Below are 20,058 nucleotides of genomic sequence, written 5' to 3' on the forward strand. Positions count from 1 at the left end.
CCATCTCACCCTGGCGGTGCGCCCCGTCTTTGGGTGCAAAAAAAGCGGGGATCTGGATGAACACGGGCGAAGGCGGGCTGTCGCCATATCATCTGGAAGGCGGCGCCGACATCGTCTTTCAGATCGGAACCGGCAAATTCGGCGTTCGTAAACCCGAAGGCGGGTTTGACGAGGACAAGCTGCGCGAGGTTGCGGCGCATGATGCCGTCAAGATGTTCGAGATCAAATTAAGTCAGGGGGCAAAACCCGGCAAAGGCGGTATTCTGCCCGGCGTCAAAGTCACCGAAGAGATTGCCGAAATCCGGGGGATCGAACCTGGGCAGGACGCGATCAGCCCGAACCGGCATCCTGATATCGACAGCGTTAACGATCTGCTGGACATGATCGCCTTTGTGCGGGAAGTTACTGGCAAGCCGGTGGGCTTCAAGGCGGTGATCGGCGCGCAAGGATTCTTTGAAGACCTCTGTGCTGCAATTCTGCGGCGCGGTGTTGAAAGCGCCCCGGATTTCGTGACCATCGACAGCGCCGATGGTGGCACGGGCGCAGCCCCCATGAGCCTGATCGACAATATGGGGATGCCGATACGCGAAAGCTTGCCTCTGGTCATTGATGTGCTGAAGGCGCATGGTCTGCGCGACCGGGTCAAGGTCTGCGCCAGCGGCAAGATGATCAACCCGACCGAAGTGGCCTGGGCCTATTGCGCAGGGGCCGATTTTGTCAACTCGGCCCGCGGGTTCATGTTTGCCCTGGGCTGCATTCAGGCATTGCAGTGCAACAAAAACACCTGTCCAACGGGGATCACCACCCACAATCCCAAGCTGCAATTCGGTTTGGACCCGGCCAATAAATCAGAACGCGTGGCCAGCTATGCAATGAACATGAAGAAAGAGATCGGCATTATCGCCCATAGCTGCGGTGTGGCTGAACCCCGACTTCTCAGGCGACACCACGCGCGGTTGGTATTGGAAAACGGCCGCTCTTTACCGATGAGCGAGCTTTATCCCGAACCGCAACATGTGGCGGCGGCTGAATAACTCGCAATTGCTGTCTATAGTTCCCTTCAAACCCCATTTAGGTGAGTGTTTCCATGTCTGCCAAATCTACTCCGACCAAAGCCTCTGACCTGCTTGTTGCCGCCCTCGAAGCCGAAGGGGTCACCCGGGTTTTTGCCGTGCCTGGCGAAGAAAACCTTGATGTTCTTGAGTCTCTGCGCACGTCGTCCATCGAATTGGTGTTGACGCGCCACGAACAGGGCGCGGCCTTTATGGCGGCCACCTATGGCCGTTTGACCGGCAAGGCAGGTGTCTGCATGGCCACGCTGGGACCGGGGGCGACAAACTTCGCAACTCCGGCTGCATATGCCCATTTGGGGGGGATGCCCCTGATTATGATCACCGGGCAAAAACCGATCAAGAAATCCAAACAGGGGCAATTCCAGATCATTGATGTAGTGGGCCTGTTTGACCCAATCTGCAAGATGTCTAAGCAGATCGTGCATGGCAACACGATCCCTGCCCTGATCCGCGAGGCGTTCCGCGTGGCCGAGGAAGAGCGCCCCGGCGCGGTATTGCTGGAACTGCCAGAAGATATTGCGGCTGAAGCCACCGATGCACCAGTTCTGCAGCCTCATCCGCGCCACTATGCTGTGGCGGATCATACGGTTTTGCAGGAAGCCGCTGAACTGATCCGATCGGCAAAGATGCCCCTGCTTTTGCTGGGGGCCGGGGCCAATCGCAAGGACGCGCGCAAAGCGCTCAGCCGGTTTGTGGCTGACACTCAGATCCCGTTCTTTGACACACAAATGGGCAAAGGTGTCATTGATGAACGGTCTGAGCTGTTCATGGGAACGGCTGCGTTAAGCGACGGCGACTATCTGCACTGCGCCATCGACCGGGCCGACCTGATCATCAATGTCGGCCATGATGTCGTGGAAAAGCCTCCTTTCTTCATGGAAGAGGGCGGCACCAAGGTCATTCATGTGAACTACAAGGCGGCGCAGGTTGATCAGGTCTATTTCCCGCAGATCGAGGTTGTCGGCGATCTGGCCAAATCAATCACGCGCCTGGCCGAAATCCTCGACGGTCCGCTGGAGTTTGATGACAGCTATTTCCGGCTTGTGCGCCAGGAGACGGAAAAACACACATCCGAAGGGGCCGATGATCCGCGCTTTCCGATCATCCCGCAGCGTATCGTTGCCGACACCCGCAAGGTGATGGGTGACAGCGATATAATCGCGCTGGACAACGGCATCTACAAGATCTGGTATGCCCGAAACTATAAAGCGTATGAGCCCAACACCGTGCTGCTGGACAACGCGCTGGCGACGATGGGGGCGGGGTTGCCCTCGGCGATGATGGCGGCGATGCAGTATCCTGACCGCCGGGTCATGGCGATCTGTGGCGATGGTGGATTCATGATGAACAGTCAGGAACTGGAAACCGCCGTGCGGCTGGGGTTGAACCTGGTGGTGACCGTGCTGAATGACAGCTCTTACGGAATGATCCGCTGGAAACAGGCTCATGCAGGGTTTGACGATTGGGGATTGGAATTCAACAATCCCGATTTTGTGCAATACGCCAACAGCTATGGCGCAACCGGCCACCGCGTCGAACGCACCGAAGACTTGGTTCCGACATTCGAGGCCGCCTTTGCTTCGGGTGGCGTGCATCTGATCGACGCACCTGTCGATTACAGCGAAAACCAGCGCGTCCTGATCGAAGAACTGGAAGCCAAGGTATGCCTGATATGAGTACCAGCTTGGATGTCGTGAACCCATTCAGCCTTGAGAAAATAGGCGCGATTGACCTGCGAACATGGGACGAGGTCGAGCCGATGCTGGATCGTGCTCACTCTCTGTTCCGGGACAGGTCCGCGTGGTTGCCCGCTTATCATCGGATTGAAATTCTGGAAAAAACCGCTGCTCTGATGGGTTCTGTCGCAAAATTAATTCCCACCTGTCAGGTCAAACGTAGTTTTGGTAGCGCGTGCTCTAAATGACAGGAGCAGACCGTGACGATCTTATTTAAAGGCGCGCATTTTCCGAAGGACGTGATATTGCACGCGGTTTTCTTCTACCTGCGCTACGGTGTTTCCTATCGGGATTTGGAAGAAATCATGGCGGAACGCGGCGTTGATCTGGATCACGCAACGCTGAACCGGTGGGTCAGTCGATATGCAGGTCTTGTAGCTGATGCTTCACGGTACAAAAAGCGCCCAGCCGATCGTTCATGGCGCATGGATGAGACCTATGTGAAAGTGAAGGGTGAGTGGGTTTATCTCTATCGCGCCATCGACAAACACGGAAAGACCCTTGATTTCATGTTATCCGAGCGCCGGAATAAAGCCGCTGCGACGAAGTTCTTCGCTCGTGCGCTTGAGGTGAACGGTTTGCCACGGAAGATTGTCATCGACAAAAGTGGTGCCAACACAGCTGGCATTAAGGCGATCAACAAGATGCTGAAAGGCTTTGGTTGCCCGATCCCGATCGAGATAGTGAGGCGGAAATACCTCAATAACATCATTGAACAAGACCATCGATTCAACAAACGACGGATCAGACCGATGCTGGGATTCAAATCTTTCGCCTCAGCCGCATCTGTCCTAGCAGGCATAGAACTGGTCAACATGATCCGCAAAGGTCAATTCACGCCCGGACTCCGTCCCTTTCAACAATTCGCCCAACTGGCAGAGTAAACCGCTCACCAATTCCACTGATGCTCTGCCATCTAAAAGTTTGCGACAGAACCACCTCGAAAAGCTTTCATAACAACCTGCAACACTCCATAGTGGTCTTTATTTACATGTTTTGCTCTCTACGCTCACAACTTTATATCTTATTTATTACTCATGATAAGTACCGCTTATCAGGTACAATTGATTTTGCCGAGAAATGGGCGCAGAATGGGCCGCATGAAGCCGCCAGCCGCATATCTCCCCGCCGCCTCCCCTGCCCTCTCCCAAGCGGATCAGGACGCGCTGACCGATCTTTACATCCGTGGCACGCCACCCAACACATTGCGCGCCTATGAGCGCGATCTGCTCTACATCACCGCCTGGGCGCAGGCCCGCTTTGACCGGGCGCTGGACTGGCCCGAAAGCGAGGGGACGGCGCTGGCCTTCATCCTCGATCACGCCCGCGATTTGAACGATGCCCCGGAAGACGACAATGCACGACAGGCGGCAGAGGCTCTGATCGCGCAAGGCCTGCGCAAATCGCTGGCCTGCCCGGCGCCCTCAACCCTGGACCGGCACATCGCCTCCTGGCTGGCCTTTCACCGGATGAAGAACCTCGCCTCCCGTTTGGCACACCTCAAGTCAAACAGGCTCGATCCAAGGCGCGCCGCGCCGCAGCCCGGCCCCCTGCCCCGAAGTCACAGCATCCAATTACCCGCGACATTCTCGAGCAGTTGCTGGCCACCTGTCGCGGCTCGCGGCGCGATTGCCGCGACCGCGCACTGCTGATGCTGGGCTGGGCATCTGGTGGTCGCCGCCGGTCCGAGATCACCGGGCTGATGCGTGAGGATGTCTCTCTGAAGGAGTTCGGCGACAAAGGTCTCATCAGGTTGTCGCTGCTGGAGACCAAGACCACCCAAAAGGGTGAGACGCCGCGGTTGGTGCTCAAGGGTCGGGCCGCGCAGGCGCTGGTGCACTGGATTGAAGTGGGCGAGATTGCCGACGGACCGCTGTTCCGGCCGATCTCCAAATCTGACCGGGTGCTGAAGCGCCGCCTCTCCCCGGATGCGGTCGCTCAGATCTTGAAACACCGGCTGAAACTGGCGGGATTGCCGGATGGGTACGCCTCGCCGCACGGGCTGCGTTCAGGCTTTCTGACCCAGCCGCACTGGACGGTGCGCCGATCCAGGCCGCCATGCGGCTGTCCCTACATCACTCCATGGCCCAGGCGCAGAAATATTACGATGACGTCAATATCGCCGAAAACCCGGCAACAAACCTGCTAGGGTGAATAGTCAAAGAAACGCCGGGTTTCGACCCGGCGTTTACTTGCCCAAGAATTCAGGTGTGAACCTTACCCGTGGGTAAGATCGTCTTCTTCCTGCAAATCATCGATCAAGGTGGCAATCGCTTGTTCCAGCTTGGCCCGATCAACCCGTGTAAAGTCCAGATCATAGCGCAGTTCGATCCGCCCGCTCGAGGCCGAGCACTTCGCGACCCCTGCCCGCCCCGACACCTGAAATGTGGTTTTGCCCGGCGCGTTTTACCAGCACCTGACGGTTCCGGCTTTTTCGTCGCGGTGCTATCTGCTTCTATAAAAGTCCGCAAATGGCAATTTCGCGCGGACCGTCGCGATCCGGTTCGCTCATGATTGCGGTGCTGACCTGTCGAACCAATCCGGGATTGGCGTCAAATTTTCGCTTTAATTCGACCCCCAAATTACGCGGAATTTCATTGGGGTGCATCAGCACCTTGTCCAGCATCATCAGCAAACTGGCGAACGCGCGAATATAGCTGCGCTTGGTATAGCTGGCGGATTTGAACAGGACCGCAACGGCCTTGTCTACGTCAGCACAATCGTTTGACGGGTCTTCGGCAAACGCTCTGTGCACCCATCTCAGCAAACGAGATATCTTTGCGGATCAGATTTTCATCTACCATACGACGGTAGCTGTCGTTCAGGTCTGCCGCTTCAGAGATACCTGCTGGAATACGCGCATAAAGATCATCCCCGTTTCCTCATGCAACGCGCGATAGGCCGACAGGCGGCGCATGCCCTGTATAAGGTCGAACCGGCCATCCGCACGGCGTTCCAACCGGATGGGGTTTGACAATCCGATATCCCGGATCGAGGCCTTCAATTCCTCCAACTCCGGATCGGGGCCGGGCTTGCGGTCACGGGTCAGTTTTCGGTGACCACATCTGACAAGACTACATGTTCGGTCACCAAGCCATCCGACCGCAACCGGACCAGCTCATGCGCCAGACGATCATTTTCGGCACGAATGGTTTCTTCGGTCGATTGCTGGTCGCGCAACGCGTCCGCGTTTTCCGATATTGCGGTGGCCATCGGTCCGCGTCGCTTTTCCAGCACCTTGTCCGGAACCTTGCCGACCGGAATGTCATCCATGGCCGGCATGTCGATGTCAAACATTCTGCGTTTGCGGCTCATGCGTCATCCTCCAGCTTTTCCCAGGCCGATAGCATCACGTCCCGGAATTCTTCATATACATTGTCAAAGGTCGAGCGCGCGCGGCGCCAGGTTTCGCGCGTCATCTCTCGGTAATCCATCTCATAGACAGAACTTAGGAAGCGGCCGGATTGCTCGACTGCACGGGTCATCTCAACCGGGTGTTCGGCCACGTGGTCACCAAACACTTTCCTAAACGCATCGAACATCGCCAGGTGCAGGGCATTGCCCGGCTCGTAACGTGTCAGCAGAAAGCGCAGCTCACAAAAGGTTTTGGGCAAGCCGATCTTACCCGTGGGTAAGGTCTTGTCGAAACCATAAGCGAGGTCTTCCAACGCCTCGGCCAGCTGACCGATGAACGACGTGGTCGAGTCATATTCCCAGTAGCCGGGACCAGAGGGGACATAGAGCATGTCAGCTGCAAAAACGGCGTTCATGGATTGGTACCCAATCGCCGGGGGGCAATCGAATAGGATCAGGTCGTATGCATCATCCGGGATCTGATCCAGATAGCGCGATACGGCGGCAAAGAAAGACCACTCGGGGTTCAGGTGCCGATACTGCGCGGAAGCAAATTCAACGAAGGCGGCGTTGGCACAGGACGGGATGACGTCAATAGTCGACCAAGAGCTTTGCTTGATGAAATCCGCAATGCGCAAATCGCCCAGCCCCATATCGGTAATCGAGGGTGGCACCACGGCGGGGCAGGGTGGTGCCGGATCGGCGGCAGCAGGGCGGTTGTTCATCCGCTCAGTCTCGCGGATCAAATCTCGGGCCATGATGCCCCAGACGGTGAAATCTTCGGTCACGTCGGTCAAACCCATCGAGTGGCTCAGCGTTGCCTGCGGGTCGAAATCCACCACCAGCACCCGGTACCCATCCAGCGCCGCGGCATGGGCCAGATGCAAAGCAACGGTCGACTTGCCGCTCCGCCTTTGAAATTGGCCACCGCCGCCCGGATGGCGCGCTTGCCCACGGGCGGGGTGGCATCAGGTTGCGGTTCACCTTAAGGCGGCGGCGCAGCTCGTTCACCTCTTCCAGGCTGAACCAACGCTGGCGGCCATCCGGCTCAACCTCACCACTGGGCAGGGACAGGTCCGCCGCCAGCTTGCCGCGAAAGGTCGACTGGTTGACGCGAAAGATCAGTTCGGACACCTCCCAGCTTGAAAAGCGGCGGAGGGTCTTTTCCATCTCAGGGCTGAAGGTCTGTTGGCGGATCCAGCCCTGCAATTTGAGGGACTGATTGCGCAATGCGTTCAGGTCTTCGTGCGTGTACATGCCTCAAGTCTCATTCTTTTGGACGCTATTTTATACGTTTTTACTATTTACGCTTGATTTGCGCTTTACGCAAAAGAAAATATGATAAGTGTAATCTTACCCACGGGTAAGATTACAAGGCGCTACACCGCATGATCCGATTCGGCTGGCATCCGATTCGACCCCTATGGTTTCGTGGCAGCGATCCAAGATTTAGGGGGCGCTAAGCACTGAAATGCCCCATATAGGGGTCAAAAGTAGATATTAAGGGGACACCCAAGATGTCCCCCATCACCAATACTTCACCTATTTTCACTTTTAATTTGAATTGGATTGGGGGCAGCGATCCAAGATCAGACTCCGCTTGACAGAATCGTCGGTTTGGACGCTAATCAGGTCATCAAGATGAAAAGCGTTGGCAAACAGCGTATCATTGGCGGTATAACCCGTCTGAGGCAGACAGAGCGGTGAGAATAGGAATGCAGGTTGCAAAACCGGTAGGGCGAAATGCGCCTGCCATAAAATACGACATTCTATCAGCGTTGACAGTTTACGCCCTGTCTGGCGACAAACATCGCCAGCGCAGCATTTTACGCATCATTGCCTTGATCACCACCCGGTACAACTGGCGCAACAATGAGTTGTCGATTGGGCGGGAAGAGATCGCGCGTCTGTGGTCAGTAAACGAACGCACGGTGAAACGTGAAATGGCAAAGCTGCGGTCGATGGGCTGGATTGCGGTCAAGCGAGCCGCTGCGCGGGCGAGTTGCGGTGTATGAGCTGGACCTGAAACAGGTGATGCTTGATACTTCGGACATCTGGCCCACCATCGGGTCCGATTTTCAGGCCCGAATGTCGGATGATCCCGAACCGGACACAAATATCGTCCCTTTCAAAGTCAAACCTGCACCATTTGAACCGTCGGACGAGGAGGTCTGGACGCAGGTGCAAGCCATATTGCACGGGCGCGATCCTGAACTATGGGCGAGTTGGTTCCAACATCTGACAGAGGCTGATAGGGCAGGGGGTCGTCACCCTGATGGCACCGTCGCGGTTCATGGCGGATTACATCGCCCAAAAATGGTCCGCGCGGTTGTTGGCCGCCTACGGCCGGGTTGACCTCGGTGCGCCGTCTGCGCTTTGAAACCGCTGAATAGACAGGATTACTGACGCTTGAATTTCGACTGCTTTGAAAGACCTGAGGTATGAAAGATTTCAATTGTCCCAATTGCGGGTCTTTGTGCCCGATCTTATTGACGCGGCCAAGGTCGTGACCTGCTCATCCTGTGGCTCGACACTGTTTTCAAAGGGGACCATATTGCGCTTGCGGGCTATCAGGGTGTCATGCATGACGCTGCTGCTGTTCGGGATCGGGGACACGGTCTAGCTGGGGCGAAAAGCAATTCAGATTTTTGGACACGCGCGCTATTCCTATGGTCGCGGGTTCTGGGACGAGTTCTGCGGGACGTCTCAGAAAGGCGCGATCTCCTGGGTTTCGGTGGATGAGGGTGACGTGGTCGAACAGATCCGCATTTCCGACGGACGGATGCCAAAGTTCCGACCGCCTTTCAAACCGGGCGAGACGCTGGAGTATGAAAACAACTCCTACACGGTTACCGAAGTGGAACAAGCCGAGTGTATTGCCCTGCGAGGGCGGTTCGACGAGGAACTGCAAGTGGGTGAGACTTATGACCTCGTCAATGCCACGGGCGAAGACAACAGATTGCTGTCGGGCGAATTTTGGGGGGCAGGGTCGATGTGGTTTCAGGGGCGCTGGTTCGATCCGTTTGGCATAAAGATACAGCAGACATGACAAGGTTGCCCGAGCTTACCTCGATCAATTGCACCTCATGCGGTGCCGGGCTGGACGTTTTGGCGGTGGTCGGGTAATGGTCCAAATCTGCGAATTTTGCGGATCATAGCTGGACGCGCAGGACAGTTATAAGGTGTTGCGCAAGTTGGTTTTGTCGCAAACTTTGTTCCACCTGTCAGACTGAGTGTCGTTTTGGTGGCGCATGCTCAGATAAGACAGGAGCAGACCGTGACCATCTCATTCAAAGGTGCGCACTTTCCGAAAGACGTGATCTTGTACGCTGTTTTCTTCTATCTCCGATGCGGCCTGTCAAATCGGGATCTGGAGGAAATCATGGCGGAAAGAGGCGTTGAACTGGATCACGCGACGCTGAACCGTTGGGTGATCCGATACCGATCGAGATGGTGAGGCAGAAGTATCTCAACAACATCATTGAACAAGAACATCGATTCATCAAACGTCGGATCAGGCCCATGTTGGGTTTCAAGTCTTTCGATTCAGCTGCATCTGCCCTGGTTGGCATCGAGCTGGTCAACATGATCCGCAAAGGTCAATTCACACCCGGACTCTCCCCGTTCCAGCAGTTTGTTCAACTGCTAGGATAATCAACCCGCCTGCGTTGCCTTCTCGTCCTTCAAAGGAATTTGCGACAGAACCGTTTCGGGGAACGGCGGTTTGTGCTGGCCTCACCCGCGCCACTGTCGGGGCGAGGTTTGGATGTGCCGGATGGGCTGAGCTATCTGACACCCGAAGTCTGGCGGCCGTACAGGTGTTTGGTGCCGATATGGACCGCGTTGCGGGCGATCCACCCAACAATTTAAACAACTTAGATTTCTGTGTTTTCCAGACCGGTTATGCTCGCCTCAAGCAATGTCCTCAGCTTTGAGCGCCATACTTCAGTCAAGGCGTCTTCGCGTGTCACCAGTGAGATGTTGCGAAACAACGGTTGCGGCTTACACGGCAGGACAAGAACCTGTTCAGCGCCATACCGCAATACGTCTGTTTTTGGTAAAAGTGCGTATCCGATGCCGTTTTTAACGCAGTTTACGATGGCTTCGATACTATCAAGGATAATCACTTCCTTCGACTTCAATTGCATCTGATCACGGTATTGGGCGATCAGCTTGCCAATGCCCGACGACGGAATGAAATGCAAAAAGGGGTGTGATCCGGAAAGTCCGCTTAGTCCTTTTACCTTGCTGTCCAGCGGTGCCGCGATCACCATTTCCTCACGGATCACGGTTTCGCAGCAAAGATCAAATGTCGCATCTGCGATTTCAGTTACGATTGCGGCATCCAGTTGACCGTTCCGGACCTGTTCGCACAAAGTCTCTGACAATCCGGTACTGGTTCGCAACATTGCTTTTGGAGCCAGCTGTTCTGCCGTTCCAAGAAACAGGGGCAGAATGCGAGCAGCAGCAGAAGGGACAAACCCGACCCGGTACGTTCCGGTCAGTTGATCGGTAGGCACACATCTTGATTTCAGAACTGAGTAGGCATCAACTATTGTCTTGGCGTCCTGAGCAACCCTCACTCCGAGTGGCGTCAGTTTGGGCGGTCGATACCGGCGGTCGAACAACGCTGTGCCAAGCTCTTCTTCCAGCGATTTCATCTGCATGCTGACAGCAGACAGTGTCATGTTGCGCACTTCTGCGGTTCGAGAAAATGAGCTGTGCTGCGCAATTGCAACCAGAGTTTCAAAAGCTGAAATCTGCATAAGTTCAATAAAACTTAATTTAAAGGCAAAGTAAATTCGATTGAAAATAACATGCGAGCTCTCACATAATTGTGAACAGAGAGGATGACCCAATGCTTGACCAGGGAACAAAGACGTATCAGGAAATCGCCCGCGAACTTGCTCCAGGATTTGCGGACCGGGCCGGTCACTGGGACGAAACTCGCACCTATTGTTGGGAAAACGTACGTGAACTGACTGACGCAGGGCTTATGGGCATGACAATCCCGCCCAGGTTCGGAGGGCTCGGCGCCTCATACCTTGACGTGGTTTTGGCCGTCGAAGAAATCGCCAAGGCCTGCGCGTTGAGTGCCAGGATCGTCGTCGAGGCCAATATGGGCGGCATCAGCGCGATCATGGCCTATGGCACAGATGAGCAACGGGATTTTGTGGCCCCGCTTGTCCTGTCCGGGGACAAGCCCGCGATCTGTATAACTGAACCCAACGCCGGCAGCGCGGCGACCGAGATGCAGACAACGGCCCGGCGTGTTGGCGGGAAATATCTGATCAACGGCGGCAAACACTGGATCACGGGCGGCGGCGTTTCGAAGCTTTACCTAATTTTTGCGCGTGTTCTGGATGAAGACGGAACCGATCTCGGGATCACCGGTTTTCTGGTTCACTACGATCCTGAAAACGGTATCGCCCCCAAAGGGTTCGATGTGGTCGGTCGCGAACGGACCATGGGGCTGTGCGGCATGCCCGAAACTGAGCTTCGTTTTACCGATCTGGAAGTTGATGAGCGTTTCGCGCTGGTCACCCCATCGGGAATAAAACGTGGCTTTGCCGATCTGATGACCGCTTATAACAGCCAGCGTGTCGGGGCGGGAACGGTAGCCATGGGAATTGCAGCCGGTGCGCTGGAGCACTCAAAAAGATACCTGCGTGAGCGTCATCAATTCGGCCGCCCGTTGCAGGAGTTTCAGGGTCTTCAATGGATGTTTGCAGACATGGACACGGCGGTCCATGCGTCCCGTCTGATGTTGCACGAAGCCGCTGGATCCCTTGGTTCGACTGGGTTTCCCGACATGGCAATGGCAGCCAGGGCAAAAGCCTTTGCGTCTGAACAGGCGATCAAAGTCGTCAACGACTCCTTGCAGATATTTGGTGCGCGCGGATACGGCGCGCAGGAGCCAATCGAGCGCATGTATCGCGACGTGCGCATGTTTACCATCGGTGGTGGAACTGCGCAGATTCTGAAAACACAGCTCGCAGGTAGTTTGTTGGGCATTAAAACGCCACAGACCAGAAACGGGTACGCGAAGCTGGCCAGGGGTTGATAGCCTCAAGCCGCTGCGATTGCGGGTATTGATCTGTTCTTTCTTGGATTGTTTTTAGGTCTAAGAGCAAGTCTTCCAACTCTGGCTGTTTGAGTGCTTTCGCAGTTCCTTTCGGTGAAAACCAGTGCCTTTTTCTTTCGTGCCTTTCCTTCCACCGGCGCTTCACCTTAACGATGTAGAGCGGGTAGACGGTGGCTTTCACTTGGACACTGGTACCGTCGTTAAAAGTCTTAGCGTTCTCAACTCACCGATCGGCTTGCGAGAAACTGTATCTTCCACACCAGCCTCCACCAGCGCTTCAATTTCTACCGTGCGCCAGTCTTGCTCACCGTCCATCGGCCAGCCCTTGGGCATGATCCAGCGTCCTGTGTAACGCGACGTGATAAGGAGTACTTTGGGGCGACCGCCGAACAATTGCAGAGGCAATGCTGCAGCTTGTTTAGTACGCTGAGCCGTTATGCTTCTCGCCCTACACAGGAGGTTGAAGTGATGATGTGACCAATCCTTTCCGATTGCGACTGGAAGAAACATAAAAAACGTCACGAATTAGCAATGCAGAATTCACTGGTTGTCGATATGCCAACCCATGCCTAAATCCGACAGATGCCTTTGAACCCGCCCAGGGTAATCAGATACGATTGCATCCACGCGCAGGTCGATCATCCTGTCTATTTCTTCGTGCTCATTCACCGTCCAAACGGCAACACATAGGCCCAGATCTTTTGCGCGCGCCACATTTTCAGCCGTTACATCCGCGTAGTACGGGCACCAAAGCGAACCGCCAGCTTGCTTGACCAAATCGGGAATTTCATCACAACGACCACGAAAGTCAGGGCAAACCGCTTTCGAGGAATCCTCCCCAACATCATCCGCGTTATCTGGAAGCTGTGTAAGGTAAGAAGACGGCATATCAGGAGCTTTTCGCTGACATTCCTCCAGAAGGTTCCAGTCAAAACTGTGCAGTACCGCGCGCGACGAAAGACCTTTGCCGCGAACTTCCTGTAGAACTCGCCCGACAAAGTTCTCCCTATGAAGCGGATCATCGGCCACGTCAGGATCCGACTTCAGTTCGAGCATCAGATAGGCATCGCCGTATTTTGGTTCACTTACCAAATCTAGCAAGTCCATCAGCCTTGGGACTCGAACGCCTTCCAATTGGGCCTGGTCTGGAAAGCGTTGGCCATAGGCAGAATGCCCGTCTAACCGTCCAATATCGAATTGCTGAATCTTTTCGAAAGTCAGTGACGAAACCTTCGGTTCCTCCCCGGTCAGAAACAGGCCATCTGCGCCGCGAAAGCTCGGGGCGTGCAGACGATGATTATGGGTTATGACCGGCACGTCATCCGCCGTCAGGACAACATCAAACTCAAGAAGCGGGACACCGATAGACAGCGAGAAATCAAAACCAATCATGCTGTTTTCGGGCAAAACGCCTCTTGCCCCTCGATGGCCCACGATCCGGATCAGGTTTTCGCCACCACGGAAGGCTTCGACTTGAGGAAACGTCATTAGCCGCCCAGCCTTTCACCAGTTGATTGGTCAAACAGATGCATGTGCTCTGGGGCGACCGAGAACCGCAAGTTCGGATGCCGGCCCTCGATCGGATGGACTCCCGGAAGGCTTATCGTGATCGCTCCGCCGACTCTCGCTAGTTGACCGTGCAACAAAGTGTTGGCCCCCAACGGTTCTGCCATCTGAATCGCCGATTCCAGCGGACCATTATCATCCAACAGCAGATGCTCTGGGCGTATCCCCAGCTTCAACGCGGTATCAGGACCTGCAGAACGGCCGACCGCAATTTCACCGATCTTGATCGTCCCGTTTTCACGCTGGGCGTCAAACACATTCATCGCAGGGCTGCCAATGAACTGTGCCGCGAACAGAGTTCTCGGTGTTTCGTAGACCTCTAACGGCGTTCCAATCTGCTCGGCGATGCCACCATTCATCACGATCATCCTGTCGGCCATCGTCATGGCCTCGACCTGATCGTGGGTCACATAGAGCGCTGTGATCCCTAGCTTTTCCTGGAGTTCGCGAATTTCCAGACGCATCTGTACCCGCAGCTTGGCATCTAGGTTCGAAAGCGGCTCATCAAACAGGAAAACTGCTGGCTCGCGGACAATGGCCCGACCCATCGCCACCCTTTGACGCTGACCGCCTGATAGCTGTCTGGGCTTGCGGTCCAGCAAAGGTTCCAACTGCAACAGCTTTGCTGCCTCGGTCACTTTTTGATCGATTTGATCTTTGGGCAACCCGGCGATCTTCAGCCCGTAACCCATGTTCTGACGCACCGACATATGCGGATAAAGCGCATAGTTCTGGAACACCATGGCGATGTCGCGATCCATCGGCTCTTTCTCGTTGGCCCGTTCTTCGCCAATTCGAACTTCACCGTCCGTCACGGTTTCAAGGCCCGCAACCATGCGCAGAAGTGTGGACTTTCCACATCCTGATGGGCCAACGATCACGATGAACTCACCATCCGCAATGTCGATATCGATGCCATGGATGACGTCCGTCGGGCCAAAGCTCTTTTTGACGTTCTCAAGGGTTACTGTTGCCATTTCTTACTTCTCGCTATCGACAAGGCCGCGGACAAAGAGCTTTTGCATCGACACCACCACGATGACTGGCGGGATCATCGCCAGAATGGATGTGGCCATGATGACTGGCCATTCGGCCACATCATCGCCAGAAGGGAACATCTGTTTGATACCCATCACAATGGTGTTCATTTCAGGGTCGGTGGTTATCAAAAGCGGCCAGAGATATTGGTTCCACCCATAGATGAACAGGATCACGAACAACGCTGCGATATTGGTCCGGCTCATCGGCACCACGATATCGATGAAGAACCGCATCGGCCGGGCCCCGTCCACGCGGGCAGCTTCGGCTAGTTCATCCGGGATCGTCAGAAAGAACTGCCGGAACAGAAATGTTGCCGTGGCCGAAGCGATAAGAGGGAAGATCAATCCGTAATAGCTGTTGAGCATACCGAACCCGGCAACAACTTCGAACGTTGGAACGATACGCACCTCGACCGGTAGCATAAGCGTCAGGAAGATCAGCCAAAAGAATGTTGTCCGCCCGGGAAAACGGAAATAGACAATCGCAAAGGCTGACAACAGCGAGATGACTATTTTGCCAACGGCAATCCCGATGGCCATCACCAAACTGTTGAACAGCATCGTTGCAACCGGGACATTCACGCCGGAAAACAGAGCGGCCTTGTAGTTTTCCCAGAACTGATCACCCGGCACCAACGGCATGGGCGGTGTCACGATTTCCGGTTGGGTTACGGTCGACGCGACAAAGGCCAGCCAGATCGGGAAAAAGATGATCAACACCCCGAGGATCATCATGGCATGGGTCAGCCAGATGCCCATCCCGCGTTTTTCGACCATTCCGTGTTGTTGGGCTGCCATCAGTAGTGCACCCTTTTTTCCACGTATTTGAATTGGATGACCGTCAGCAGGCCGACGACGATCAGCAGGATGACCGATTGCGCCGAAGACGAACCCAGATCCTGTCCCACGAACCCATCCGAGAAGACCTTGTAGACCAGAATGGTTGTTGCCTGTTGTGGTCCACCACCGGTAATCGTGTGGATCACGCCGAAGGTTTCAAAGAAGGCGTAGACAACATTAACCACCAGCAGGAAGAACGCGGTGGGTGACAAGAGCGGCAGCACTATGGTGAAGAACCGGCGCCAGAAACGCGCGCCGTCGATCGCGGCGGCCTCAATCACGGACCTTGGAACTGACTGCAATGCCGCGAAGAAAAACAGGAAGTTATAGCTGATGCGCCCCCAGGCCGAGGCGACAACAACCAGCCCCATGGCCTCGGTTCCGTTCAGGACATGGTTCCAGTCATAGCCGAGTTGGCCGAGGTACCACGAGACAACGCCGACGCGTGTGTTGAACATGAATAGCCACAGCACGCCTGCAACAGCGGGGGCAACGGCGTAGGGCCAGATCAGTAGCGTCCGGTAAACGCCCGATCCTTTGATCAGGCGGTCCGCGATGACCGCCAGAAACAACGCCGGGATCATCGAGCAGAGAGTGACAAGCGTTGAAAACACCGCTGTCGTCACGAAAGAGGCTCGGTAGAATTTATCGCTCAGCAGGAATTCAAAGTTACCGAGACCCACGAATTGGGACGACAGCCCAAAGGGGTCAGGTATGAATAGAGATTGCCAAACAGCCTGCCCCGCCGGATAGAAAAAAAATACAGCGGAAATGATGACCTGCGGGGCGATTAGCGCCAATGGCAACAGCCAGCCGCGAAAGGTGACGCGTTTTTCCATCCCGATAAACCACCGAATATAGAAAATGCGGGCCCGAAACAGGCCCGCATCGAGTTACGACTTATTGATTGGCGGATTCGAACCGGCGCAGCAGAGCGTCACCTCGCTCTTTCGCGCTGTCCATCGCTTCCTGAGCGGTTTTCTCGCCGGACCAGACGGCCTCGAGCTCTTCGTCGATGATGCCGCGAATTTGGTCGAACGACCCCAAACGCAGACCTTTTGAATTTGCGGTGGGCTCTTTCGCCGTCATCTGGATCACAGCGATATCGGTTCCCGGGTTTTCGTCGTAAAAGCCTGCGGCACGCGTGGCTTCACCAGCTTCGGCCGTGATCGGAAGATAACCGGTGTTCTGGTGCCACGCCGCCTGAACGTCCGAAGACGACAGGAAGCTGAGGAATTCGCCGACGCCTTTGTATTCCTCGGCGTCATGACCTTCCATCACCCAAAGGGACGCACCGCCGATAATGGTGTTCTGCGGCTCGCTTGTGACGCCTTCCCAATAGGGCAGCGGGCGAACATCGAATTCGAACTCGGCTTCGGAGCTGATGCCAGCGTAACCGGCCGAACTTTCGGTAAACAATGCGCATTCGCCAGCCCGGAAGTTTGCACCACCTTCATTTCTGCGTCCGGTATAGATGAACTTGCCATCCTTGGCCCAGTCACCCATTGCTGTCAGGTGTGCGACCTGCGCCGGACCGTTCAGCATCAGCTCGGTATCCAGACCGGCAAAACCGTTGTCCTGCGATGCGAACGGAACGTCGTGATAGGCCGACAGGTTCTCGAGGTGAATCCAGCTTTGCCATGCAGTCACCAGCGGGCAGTCCTCGCCGCCAGCCTTAAGCTGCTCAAGTACGTCGCCAACCTTTTCCCAGGTCGATAGATCTGTGTCCGGATCAACACCCGCCGCTTCGAAGGCATCGCGATTGACCCATAGAACCGGTGTGGACGAGTTGAAAGGCAGTGAGAGCATTTCTCCGTCCGTTGTAGTATAGTACCCTTTGACAGCGCCGATGTATGCGTCAGGATCAAACGACGCACCGCTTTCAGCCATCACTTCATAGACGGGTTTGATCGCACCTTCGGCCGACATCATCGTTGCCGTGCCCACTTCGAAAACCATTAGAATGTGGGGCTGCTCACCGGCGCGGAAAGCCGCAATACCCGCGTTCAGAGTTTCCGAGTAATTGCCTTTGTGGCTTTCGACCACGACGAACTCATCCTGGCCGGCGTTGAACTCTTCAACCTGCGCTTTAACAAGCTCACCCAGTCGGCCGGTGAAGGCGTGCCAGAACTGAACTTCAGTTTGGGCCATCGCCGCCACGGGGGACAACGCAGTAGTTACGGCGAGAGCGCCGAGAAATTGCTTATTCATGATTCCTCCCATGCATCAGTGTTGATGCTTCGTTGAATACCGACCGCAACGCGTAATCAGCACACATGACGATTTCACGACGTTAACGTTACAAATTTATAATTCAAGCATTTAATTTTTGAGAAAAACATAACATTACATTATAAAACAACTAAGCGAACAACGAACCAGGATCAAAGTATGAGTCAAACTTTGAGGATCCGCCAATTGGAGGCGCTCATGGCAGTTTCCACAAACGGATCGGTCACTGCTGCAGCTACGGATCTTGGGATAAGCCAGCCTGCGGTCAGCCGACTGCTTTCCGATCTGGAAAAATCGCTTGGCTTTCAACTTTTTGATCGCCGTGAAGGTCGCTTGGTGCCTTCGCAGGAGGTGCGTTATCTGCAACCCAGCGTAGAGCGCGTTTTGGAATTGATGAAGCAGATCTCGGACGTTAGTCAAGACATAACCCAACGCAAAGCGGGACACATCCGCATCGCATGTTTGCCCGGGTTTGCCACTAGTCACCTTCCCAACGTCATAGCCACGTTTTTACAAGATCGGCCAGGTGTAACCATGACGATCGAACCTGACAGACCGGAACGCATTCTCGAGTGGATGATCGGTGAGCAATATGATTTCGGAATCACAGATAACTTTAACGGGCATCCGGCCGTCGAAAGCAGAGACATCGATGTCCGTACAGTTTGCGTGTTTCCTACCGGACATGAATTGGAGCACCTCTCCGAGGTGACACCTACGGATCTTGCAACCGCCAAGATTATTCACACACGGCGCGACAGCAATTTTTTTGGACAGCTTTCAAAAGCCTTTCAAAGCGCCAACGTCAAACTGAATTCCCACATCGAAGTCAGGCAGTTCACGGCGGCATGTGAATTGGCTGTAAAAGGTGTTGGGATTTCCGTGGTCAGCGAGTTGGACGCCGTCCAATATGCAGACAAGGGATTGAGCTACCGACCGTTCAAACCGCTCTTGTCACATACGCTTTCCCTTGTGCGTCCGATTTTAAAGCAACCGTCACTGGTGACGCTAGAGTTCATCGAGCAGTTCCAAGAGAGCCTAGCCCCGTTCAAGGCAGGTAAAATCCATTACTGATTGTAGGGCGGTAAACGCTAACGTTCGCTGCCTACAGGCCGAACATTTTCTATCTTCATAGCTTGAAACCAATTCTTGAGCATTTGGAATAGCCCCAAGATCGACCTCGCCTTATTAGTCAAAGTGGCGAAAGACCGAGTAGTTTTGCCGTTGAGCTTCGATAATTTAGCTCTAATCCTAGGACACTCTAGCGCCCGCTTCGTCCCGCATTTGGTGAGTTCATAACACTCTGTATATTGCCCGTGCAGCGAACGGCAGTAATGTGGGCTGCAAACGCAGCATTCGAACATAGCGCTCAAGGTCGGCAATGGGCCGACTATACTGGTCCGCTCATAGGCGATTGCGGAAGACACAGCAATGAAGCGGATATCAGATCGATCCCCCTAAGAAGAGGTCGGATAGTAAGATGCTAACCCAATTGAGGCGTGTTCTTTCTAGGCGCGCGAGAGAGCTTTAACCCTAGCAGTGCAATCAAGACGTATGGCCAGATGAAGAGAGCGATCTGTCCAATTGTGGAAGCTGATCGCTCTTTCTCCTTCTCAATTTCGTCGGTAATTTCTCGGCTTTTGGACCGAACATCGTCGATTTTTTGTTTGAGGACGGTTTGTGCCTCTTCAAGGGCAGTGATGTGCTCTGCCATAGAGAATTCGCCGCTAAAGACCGCAGACGCTGTTCCTATCGTCACGCTATACCCGCCGAGCTGTACCAAACGTTGGGATATTCCTCTCTCTTTCAGCACGGTTTGCTCGATATCGCCGAACCTTGTCGCCAGCGGATAGTTTTCGACATAAATGGCCCGCTCTTGTTCGATTTTCGTTCTTGCTGCAGAGCACAATTGTTGAGCAAATACGCGCTCCACTTCTTTTGATGGTCATCAATGATTGCGTCAACACCAGAGGGCTCATCTAGGCCGAAGTCGGTTGCCCCAAAAGTCAAAGCCGCTTCCAATTAAGCATGCGTCCAGTTCTGCTGCGTTCATCTCGATTTGAAGCGAACGAAACTCGGCAATTTCACGACTAATCTCGCGAACTGATTGCTCTTCGTTCTCTCGGATGAAT

At 54.7% G+C, this 20,058-nt stretch carries 24 protein-coding genes and 2 pseudogenes; 12 read left to right on the top strand and 14 right to left on the bottom strand.

Annotated elements, in window-relative coordinates; translation table 11 throughout:
- From ACR3EP_RS19000 to ACR3EP_RS19025, 6 genes are all read left to right on the top strand, one after another.
- A partial coding sequence (locus ACR3EP_RS19000) for a glutamate synthase-related protein (RefSeq protein WP_480639050.1) occupies nt 1-1,034 on the top strand: 1,034 nt, incomplete at its 5' end.
- 53 nt (nt 1,035-1,087) lie between these two features.
- Nucleotides 1,088-2,749: an acetolactate synthase large subunit gene (locus ACR3EP_RS19005; RefSeq protein WP_480639051.1), complete on the top strand. Its 1,662-nt coding sequence runs from the start codon at nt 1,088-1,090 to the stop codon at nt 2,747-2,749.
- Nucleotides 2,746-2,997 (top strand): hypothetical protein, encoded by a 252-nt coding sequence (locus ACR3EP_RS19010; RefSeq protein ID WP_480639052.1) that lies wholly within the window; start codon nt 2,746-2,748, stop codon nt 2,995-2,997. Before ACR3EP_RS19005 ends, ACR3EP_RS19010 begins: the two co-directional genes overlap by 4 nt.
- A gap of 12 nt (nt 2,998-3,009) precedes the next feature.
- Nucleotides 3,010-3,693: an IS6 family transposase gene (locus tag ACR3EP_RS19015; protein ID WP_480639053.1), complete on the top strand. Its 684-nt coding sequence runs from the start codon at nt 3,010-3,012 to the stop codon at nt 3,691-3,693.
- A gap of 207 nt (nt 3,694-3,900) precedes the next feature.
- Entirely contained in the window at nt 3,901-4,461 is a 561-nt protein-coding gene (locus ACR3EP_RS19020; RefSeq protein ID WP_480639054.1) for a hypothetical protein, read from the top strand.
- Complete coding sequence (locus ACR3EP_RS19025; protein WP_480639055.1) at nt 4,407-4,958, top strand: tyrosine-type recombinase/integrase; 552 nt, start codon at nt 4,407-4,409, stop codon at nt 4,956-4,958. Before ACR3EP_RS19020 ends, ACR3EP_RS19025 begins: the two co-directional genes overlap by 55 nt.
- Before the next feature lie 68 nt (nt 4,959-5,026).
- Here the strand turns inward: ACR3EP_RS19025 and ACR3EP_RS19030 are convergent, their stop codons facing one another.
- From ACR3EP_RS19030 to ACR3EP_RS19050, 5 genes and pseudogenes are all read right to left on the bottom strand, one after another.
- Nucleotides 5,027-5,188, bottom strand: a complete 162-nt coding sequence (locus tag ACR3EP_RS19030) for a hypothetical protein (RefSeq protein ID WP_480639056.1) — start codon at nt 5,186-5,188, stop codon at nt 5,027-5,029.
- 76 nt (nt 5,189-5,264) lie between these two features.
- Complete coding sequence (locus tag ACR3EP_RS19035; RefSeq protein ID WP_480639057.1) at nt 5,265-5,576, bottom strand: hypothetical protein; 312 nt, start codon at nt 5,574-5,576, stop codon at nt 5,265-5,267.
- A 54-nt stretch (nt 5,577-5,630) separates the two neighbouring features.
- On the bottom strand, nt 5,631-5,786 hold the full coding sequence (locus tag ACR3EP_RS19040) for a hypothetical protein (protein ID WP_480639058.1): 156 nt from the start codon (nt 5,784-5,786) through the stop codon (nt 5,631-5,633).
- Between the two features lie 68 nt (nt 5,787-5,854).
- Nucleotides 5,855-6,124, bottom strand: a complete 270-nt coding sequence (locus tag ACR3EP_RS19045) for a hypothetical protein (RefSeq protein WP_480639059.1) — start codon at nt 6,122-6,124, stop codon at nt 5,855-5,857.
- A pseudogene (locus tag ACR3EP_RS19050) lies at nt 6,121-7,420 on the bottom strand (AAA family ATPase). Before ACR3EP_RS19050 ends, ACR3EP_RS19045 begins: the two are co-directional and overlap by 4 nt.
- Nucleotides 7,421-7,878: 458 nt before the next feature.
- Between ACR3EP_RS19050 and ACR3EP_RS19055 the strand changes: the two are divergent.
- Both ACR3EP_RS19055 and ACR3EP_RS19060 read left to right on the top strand, forming a co-directional pair.
- Nucleotides 7,879-8,178: a hypothetical protein gene (locus ACR3EP_RS19055; protein WP_480639060.1), complete on the top strand. Its 300-nt coding sequence runs from the start codon at nt 7,879-7,881 to the stop codon at nt 8,176-8,178.
- Complete coding sequence (locus tag ACR3EP_RS19060) at nt 8,171-8,518, top strand: hypothetical protein (RefSeq protein WP_480639061.1); 348 nt, start codon at nt 8,171-8,173, stop codon at nt 8,516-8,518. Before ACR3EP_RS19055 ends, ACR3EP_RS19060 begins: the two co-directional genes overlap by 8 nt.
- 96 nt (nt 8,519-8,614) lie before the next feature.
- On the opposite strand, the gene ACR3EP_RS19065 is transcribed toward ACR3EP_RS19060, so the two are convergent.
- The gene (locus ACR3EP_RS19065) at nt 8,615-8,749 is read right to left on the bottom strand and encodes a hypothetical protein (protein WP_480639062.1); all 135 of its coding nucleotides are present in this window, start codon (nt 8,747-8,749) and stop codon (nt 8,615-8,617) included.
- 58 nt (nt 8,750-8,807) lie between these two features.
- Here ACR3EP_RS19065 and ACR3EP_RS19070 point away from each other — a divergent pair, with 58 nt between their 5' ends.
- Together ACR3EP_RS19070 and ACR3EP_RS19075 are read left to right on the top strand one after the other, a co-directional pair.
- Nucleotides 8,808-9,212 (top strand): DUF4178 domain-containing protein, encoded by a 405-nt coding sequence (locus tag ACR3EP_RS19070; protein ID WP_480639215.1) that lies wholly within the window; start codon nt 8,808-8,810, stop codon nt 9,210-9,212.
- Between the two features lie 228 nt (nt 9,213-9,440).
- Nucleotides 9,441-9,817: pseudogene (locus ACR3EP_RS19075) on the top strand (DDE-type integrase/transposase/recombinase).
- A 221-nt stretch (nt 9,818-10,038) separates the two neighbouring features.
- On the opposite strand, the gene ACR3EP_RS19080 reads toward ACR3EP_RS19075, so the two are convergent.
- A complete protein-coding gene (locus ACR3EP_RS19080; protein ID WP_480639063.1) occupies nt 10,039-11,022 on the bottom strand; it encodes a LysR family transcriptional regulator in 984 nt (327 codons plus the stop codon).
- On the opposite strand from ACR3EP_RS19080, the gene acdA reads away from it, so the two are divergent.
- Entirely contained in the window at nt 11,022-12,227 is a 1,206-nt protein-coding gene (gene acdA / locus ACR3EP_RS19085) for a 3-sulfinopropanoyl-CoA desulfinase (protein ID WP_480639064.1), read from the top strand. The genes ACR3EP_RS19080 and acdA overlap by 1 nt on opposite strands.
- Nucleotides 12,228-12,425: 198 nt before the next feature.
- Here the strand turns inward: acdA and ACR3EP_RS19090 are convergent, their stop codons facing one another.
- From ACR3EP_RS19090 to ugpB, 6 genes are all read right to left on the bottom strand, one after another.
- Nucleotides 12,426-12,581, bottom strand: coding sequence for an NUDIX hydrolase (locus tag ACR3EP_RS19090; protein WP_480639065.1), 156 nt, complete (start codon nt 12,579-12,581; stop codon nt 12,426-12,428).
- Nucleotides 12,582-12,788: 207 nt separating this feature from the next.
- Nucleotides 12,789-13,736 carry a glycerophosphodiester phosphodiesterase family protein gene (locus ACR3EP_RS19095; protein ID WP_170362663.1) on the bottom strand — a complete coding sequence of 316 codons (948 nt, stop codon included), beginning with the start codon at nt 13,734-13,736 and terminating at the stop codon, nt 12,789-12,791.
- Entirely contained in the window at nt 13,736-14,791 is a 1,056-nt protein-coding gene (gene ugpC / locus ACR3EP_RS19100) for a sn-glycerol-3-phosphate ABC transporter ATP-binding protein UgpC (RefSeq protein WP_480639066.1), read from the bottom strand. Before ugpC ends, ACR3EP_RS19095 begins: the two co-directional genes overlap by 1 nt.
- A gap of 3 nt (nt 14,792-14,794) precedes the next feature.
- On the bottom strand, nt 14,795-15,631 hold the full coding sequence (gene ugpE / locus ACR3EP_RS19105; RefSeq protein ID WP_170395270.1) for a sn-glycerol-3-phosphate ABC transporter permease UgpE: 837 nt from the start codon (nt 15,629-15,631) through the stop codon (nt 14,795-14,797).
- A 20-nt stretch (nt 15,632-15,651) separates the two neighbouring features.
- Nucleotides 15,652-16,533, bottom strand: a complete 882-nt coding sequence (ugpA, locus tag ACR3EP_RS19110) for a sn-glycerol-3-phosphate ABC transporter permease UgpA (RefSeq protein ID WP_155150415.1) — start codon at nt 16,531-16,533, stop codon at nt 15,652-15,654.
- Between the two features lie 61 nt (nt 16,534-16,594).
- Nucleotides 16,595-17,905 (bottom strand): sn-glycerol-3-phosphate ABC transporter substrate-binding protein UgpB, encoded by a 1,311-nt coding sequence (gene ugpB / locus ACR3EP_RS19115; protein ID WP_170351216.1) that lies wholly within the window; start codon nt 17,903-17,905, stop codon nt 16,595-16,597.
- Nucleotides 17,906-18,085: 180 nt separating this feature from the next.
- Between ugpB and ACR3EP_RS19120 the strand changes: the two genes are divergently transcribed.
- On the top strand, nt 18,086-19,000 hold the full coding sequence (locus tag ACR3EP_RS19120; RefSeq protein WP_480639067.1) for a LysR substrate-binding domain-containing protein: 915 nt from the start codon (nt 18,086-18,088) through the stop codon (nt 18,998-19,000).
- 409 nt (nt 19,001-19,409) lie between these two features.
- Here the strand turns inward: ACR3EP_RS19120 and ACR3EP_RS19125 are convergent, their stop codons facing one another.
- Nucleotides 19,410-19,859, bottom strand: a complete 450-nt coding sequence (locus tag ACR3EP_RS19125) for a hypothetical protein (RefSeq protein ID WP_480639068.1) — start codon at nt 19,857-19,859, stop codon at nt 19,410-19,412.
- Between the last annotated feature and the right edge of the window lie 199 nt (nt 19,860-20,058).

The organism is Ruegeria sp. BB10 (genome assembly GCF_056535725.1).

Excerpts from the sequence above, each read along its gene's own strand:
- ACR3EP_RS19005 (WP_480639051.1), top strand. The coding sequence starts at position 1,088 with ATGTCTGCCAAATCTACTCCGACCAAAGCCTCTGACCTGCTTGTTGCC.
- ACR3EP_RS19010 (WP_480639052.1), top strand. The coding sequence starts at position 2,746 with ATGAGTACCAGCTTGGATGTCGTGAACCCATTCAGCCTTGAGAAAATA.
- ACR3EP_RS19020 (WP_480639054.1), top strand. The coding sequence starts at position 3,901 with ATGGGCCGCATGAAGCCGCCAGCCGCATATCTCCCCGCCGCCTCCCCT.
- ACR3EP_RS19045 (WP_480639059.1), bottom strand. The coding sequence starts at position 6,124 with ATGAGCCGCAAACGCAGAATGTTTGACATCGACATGCCGGCCATGGAT.
- ACR3EP_RS19055 (WP_480639060.1), top strand. The coding sequence starts at position 7,879 with ATGCAGGTTGCAAAACCGGTAGGGCGAAATGCGCCTGCCATAAAATAC.
- ACR3EP_RS19065 (WP_480639062.1), bottom strand. The coding sequence starts at position 8,749 with ATGCATGACACCCTGATAGCCCGCAAGCGCAATATGGTCCCCTTTGAA.
- acdA (WP_480639064.1), top strand. The coding sequence starts at position 11,022 with ATGCTTGACCAGGGAACAAAGACGTATCAGGAAATCGCCCGCGAACTT.
- ACR3EP_RS19090 (WP_480639065.1), bottom strand. The coding sequence starts at position 12,581 with ATGCCCAAGGGCTGGCCGATGGACGGTGAGCAAGACTGGCGCACGGTA.
- ACR3EP_RS19095 (WP_170362663.1), bottom strand. The coding sequence starts at position 13,736 with ATGACGTTTCCTCAAGTCGAAGCCTTCCGTGGTGGCGAAAACCTGATC.
- ugpC (WP_480639066.1), bottom strand. The coding sequence starts at position 14,791 with ATGGCAACAGTAACCCTTGAGAACGTCAAAAAGAGCTTTGGCCCGACG.
- ugpE (WP_170395270.1), bottom strand. The coding sequence starts at position 15,631 with ATGGTCGAAAAACGCGGGATGGGCATCTGGCTGACCCATGCCATGATG.
- ugpA (WP_155150415.1), bottom strand. The coding sequence starts at position 16,533 with ATGGAAAAACGCGTCACCTTTCGCGGCTGGCTGTTGCCATTGGCGCTA.
- ugpB (WP_170351216.1), bottom strand. The coding sequence starts at position 17,905 with ATGAATAAGCAATTTCTCGGCGCTCTCGCCGTAACTACTGCGTTGTCC.
- ACR3EP_RS19120 (WP_480639067.1), top strand. The coding sequence starts at position 18,086 with ATGAGTCAAACTTTGAGGATCCGCCAATTGGAGGCGCTCATGGCAGTT.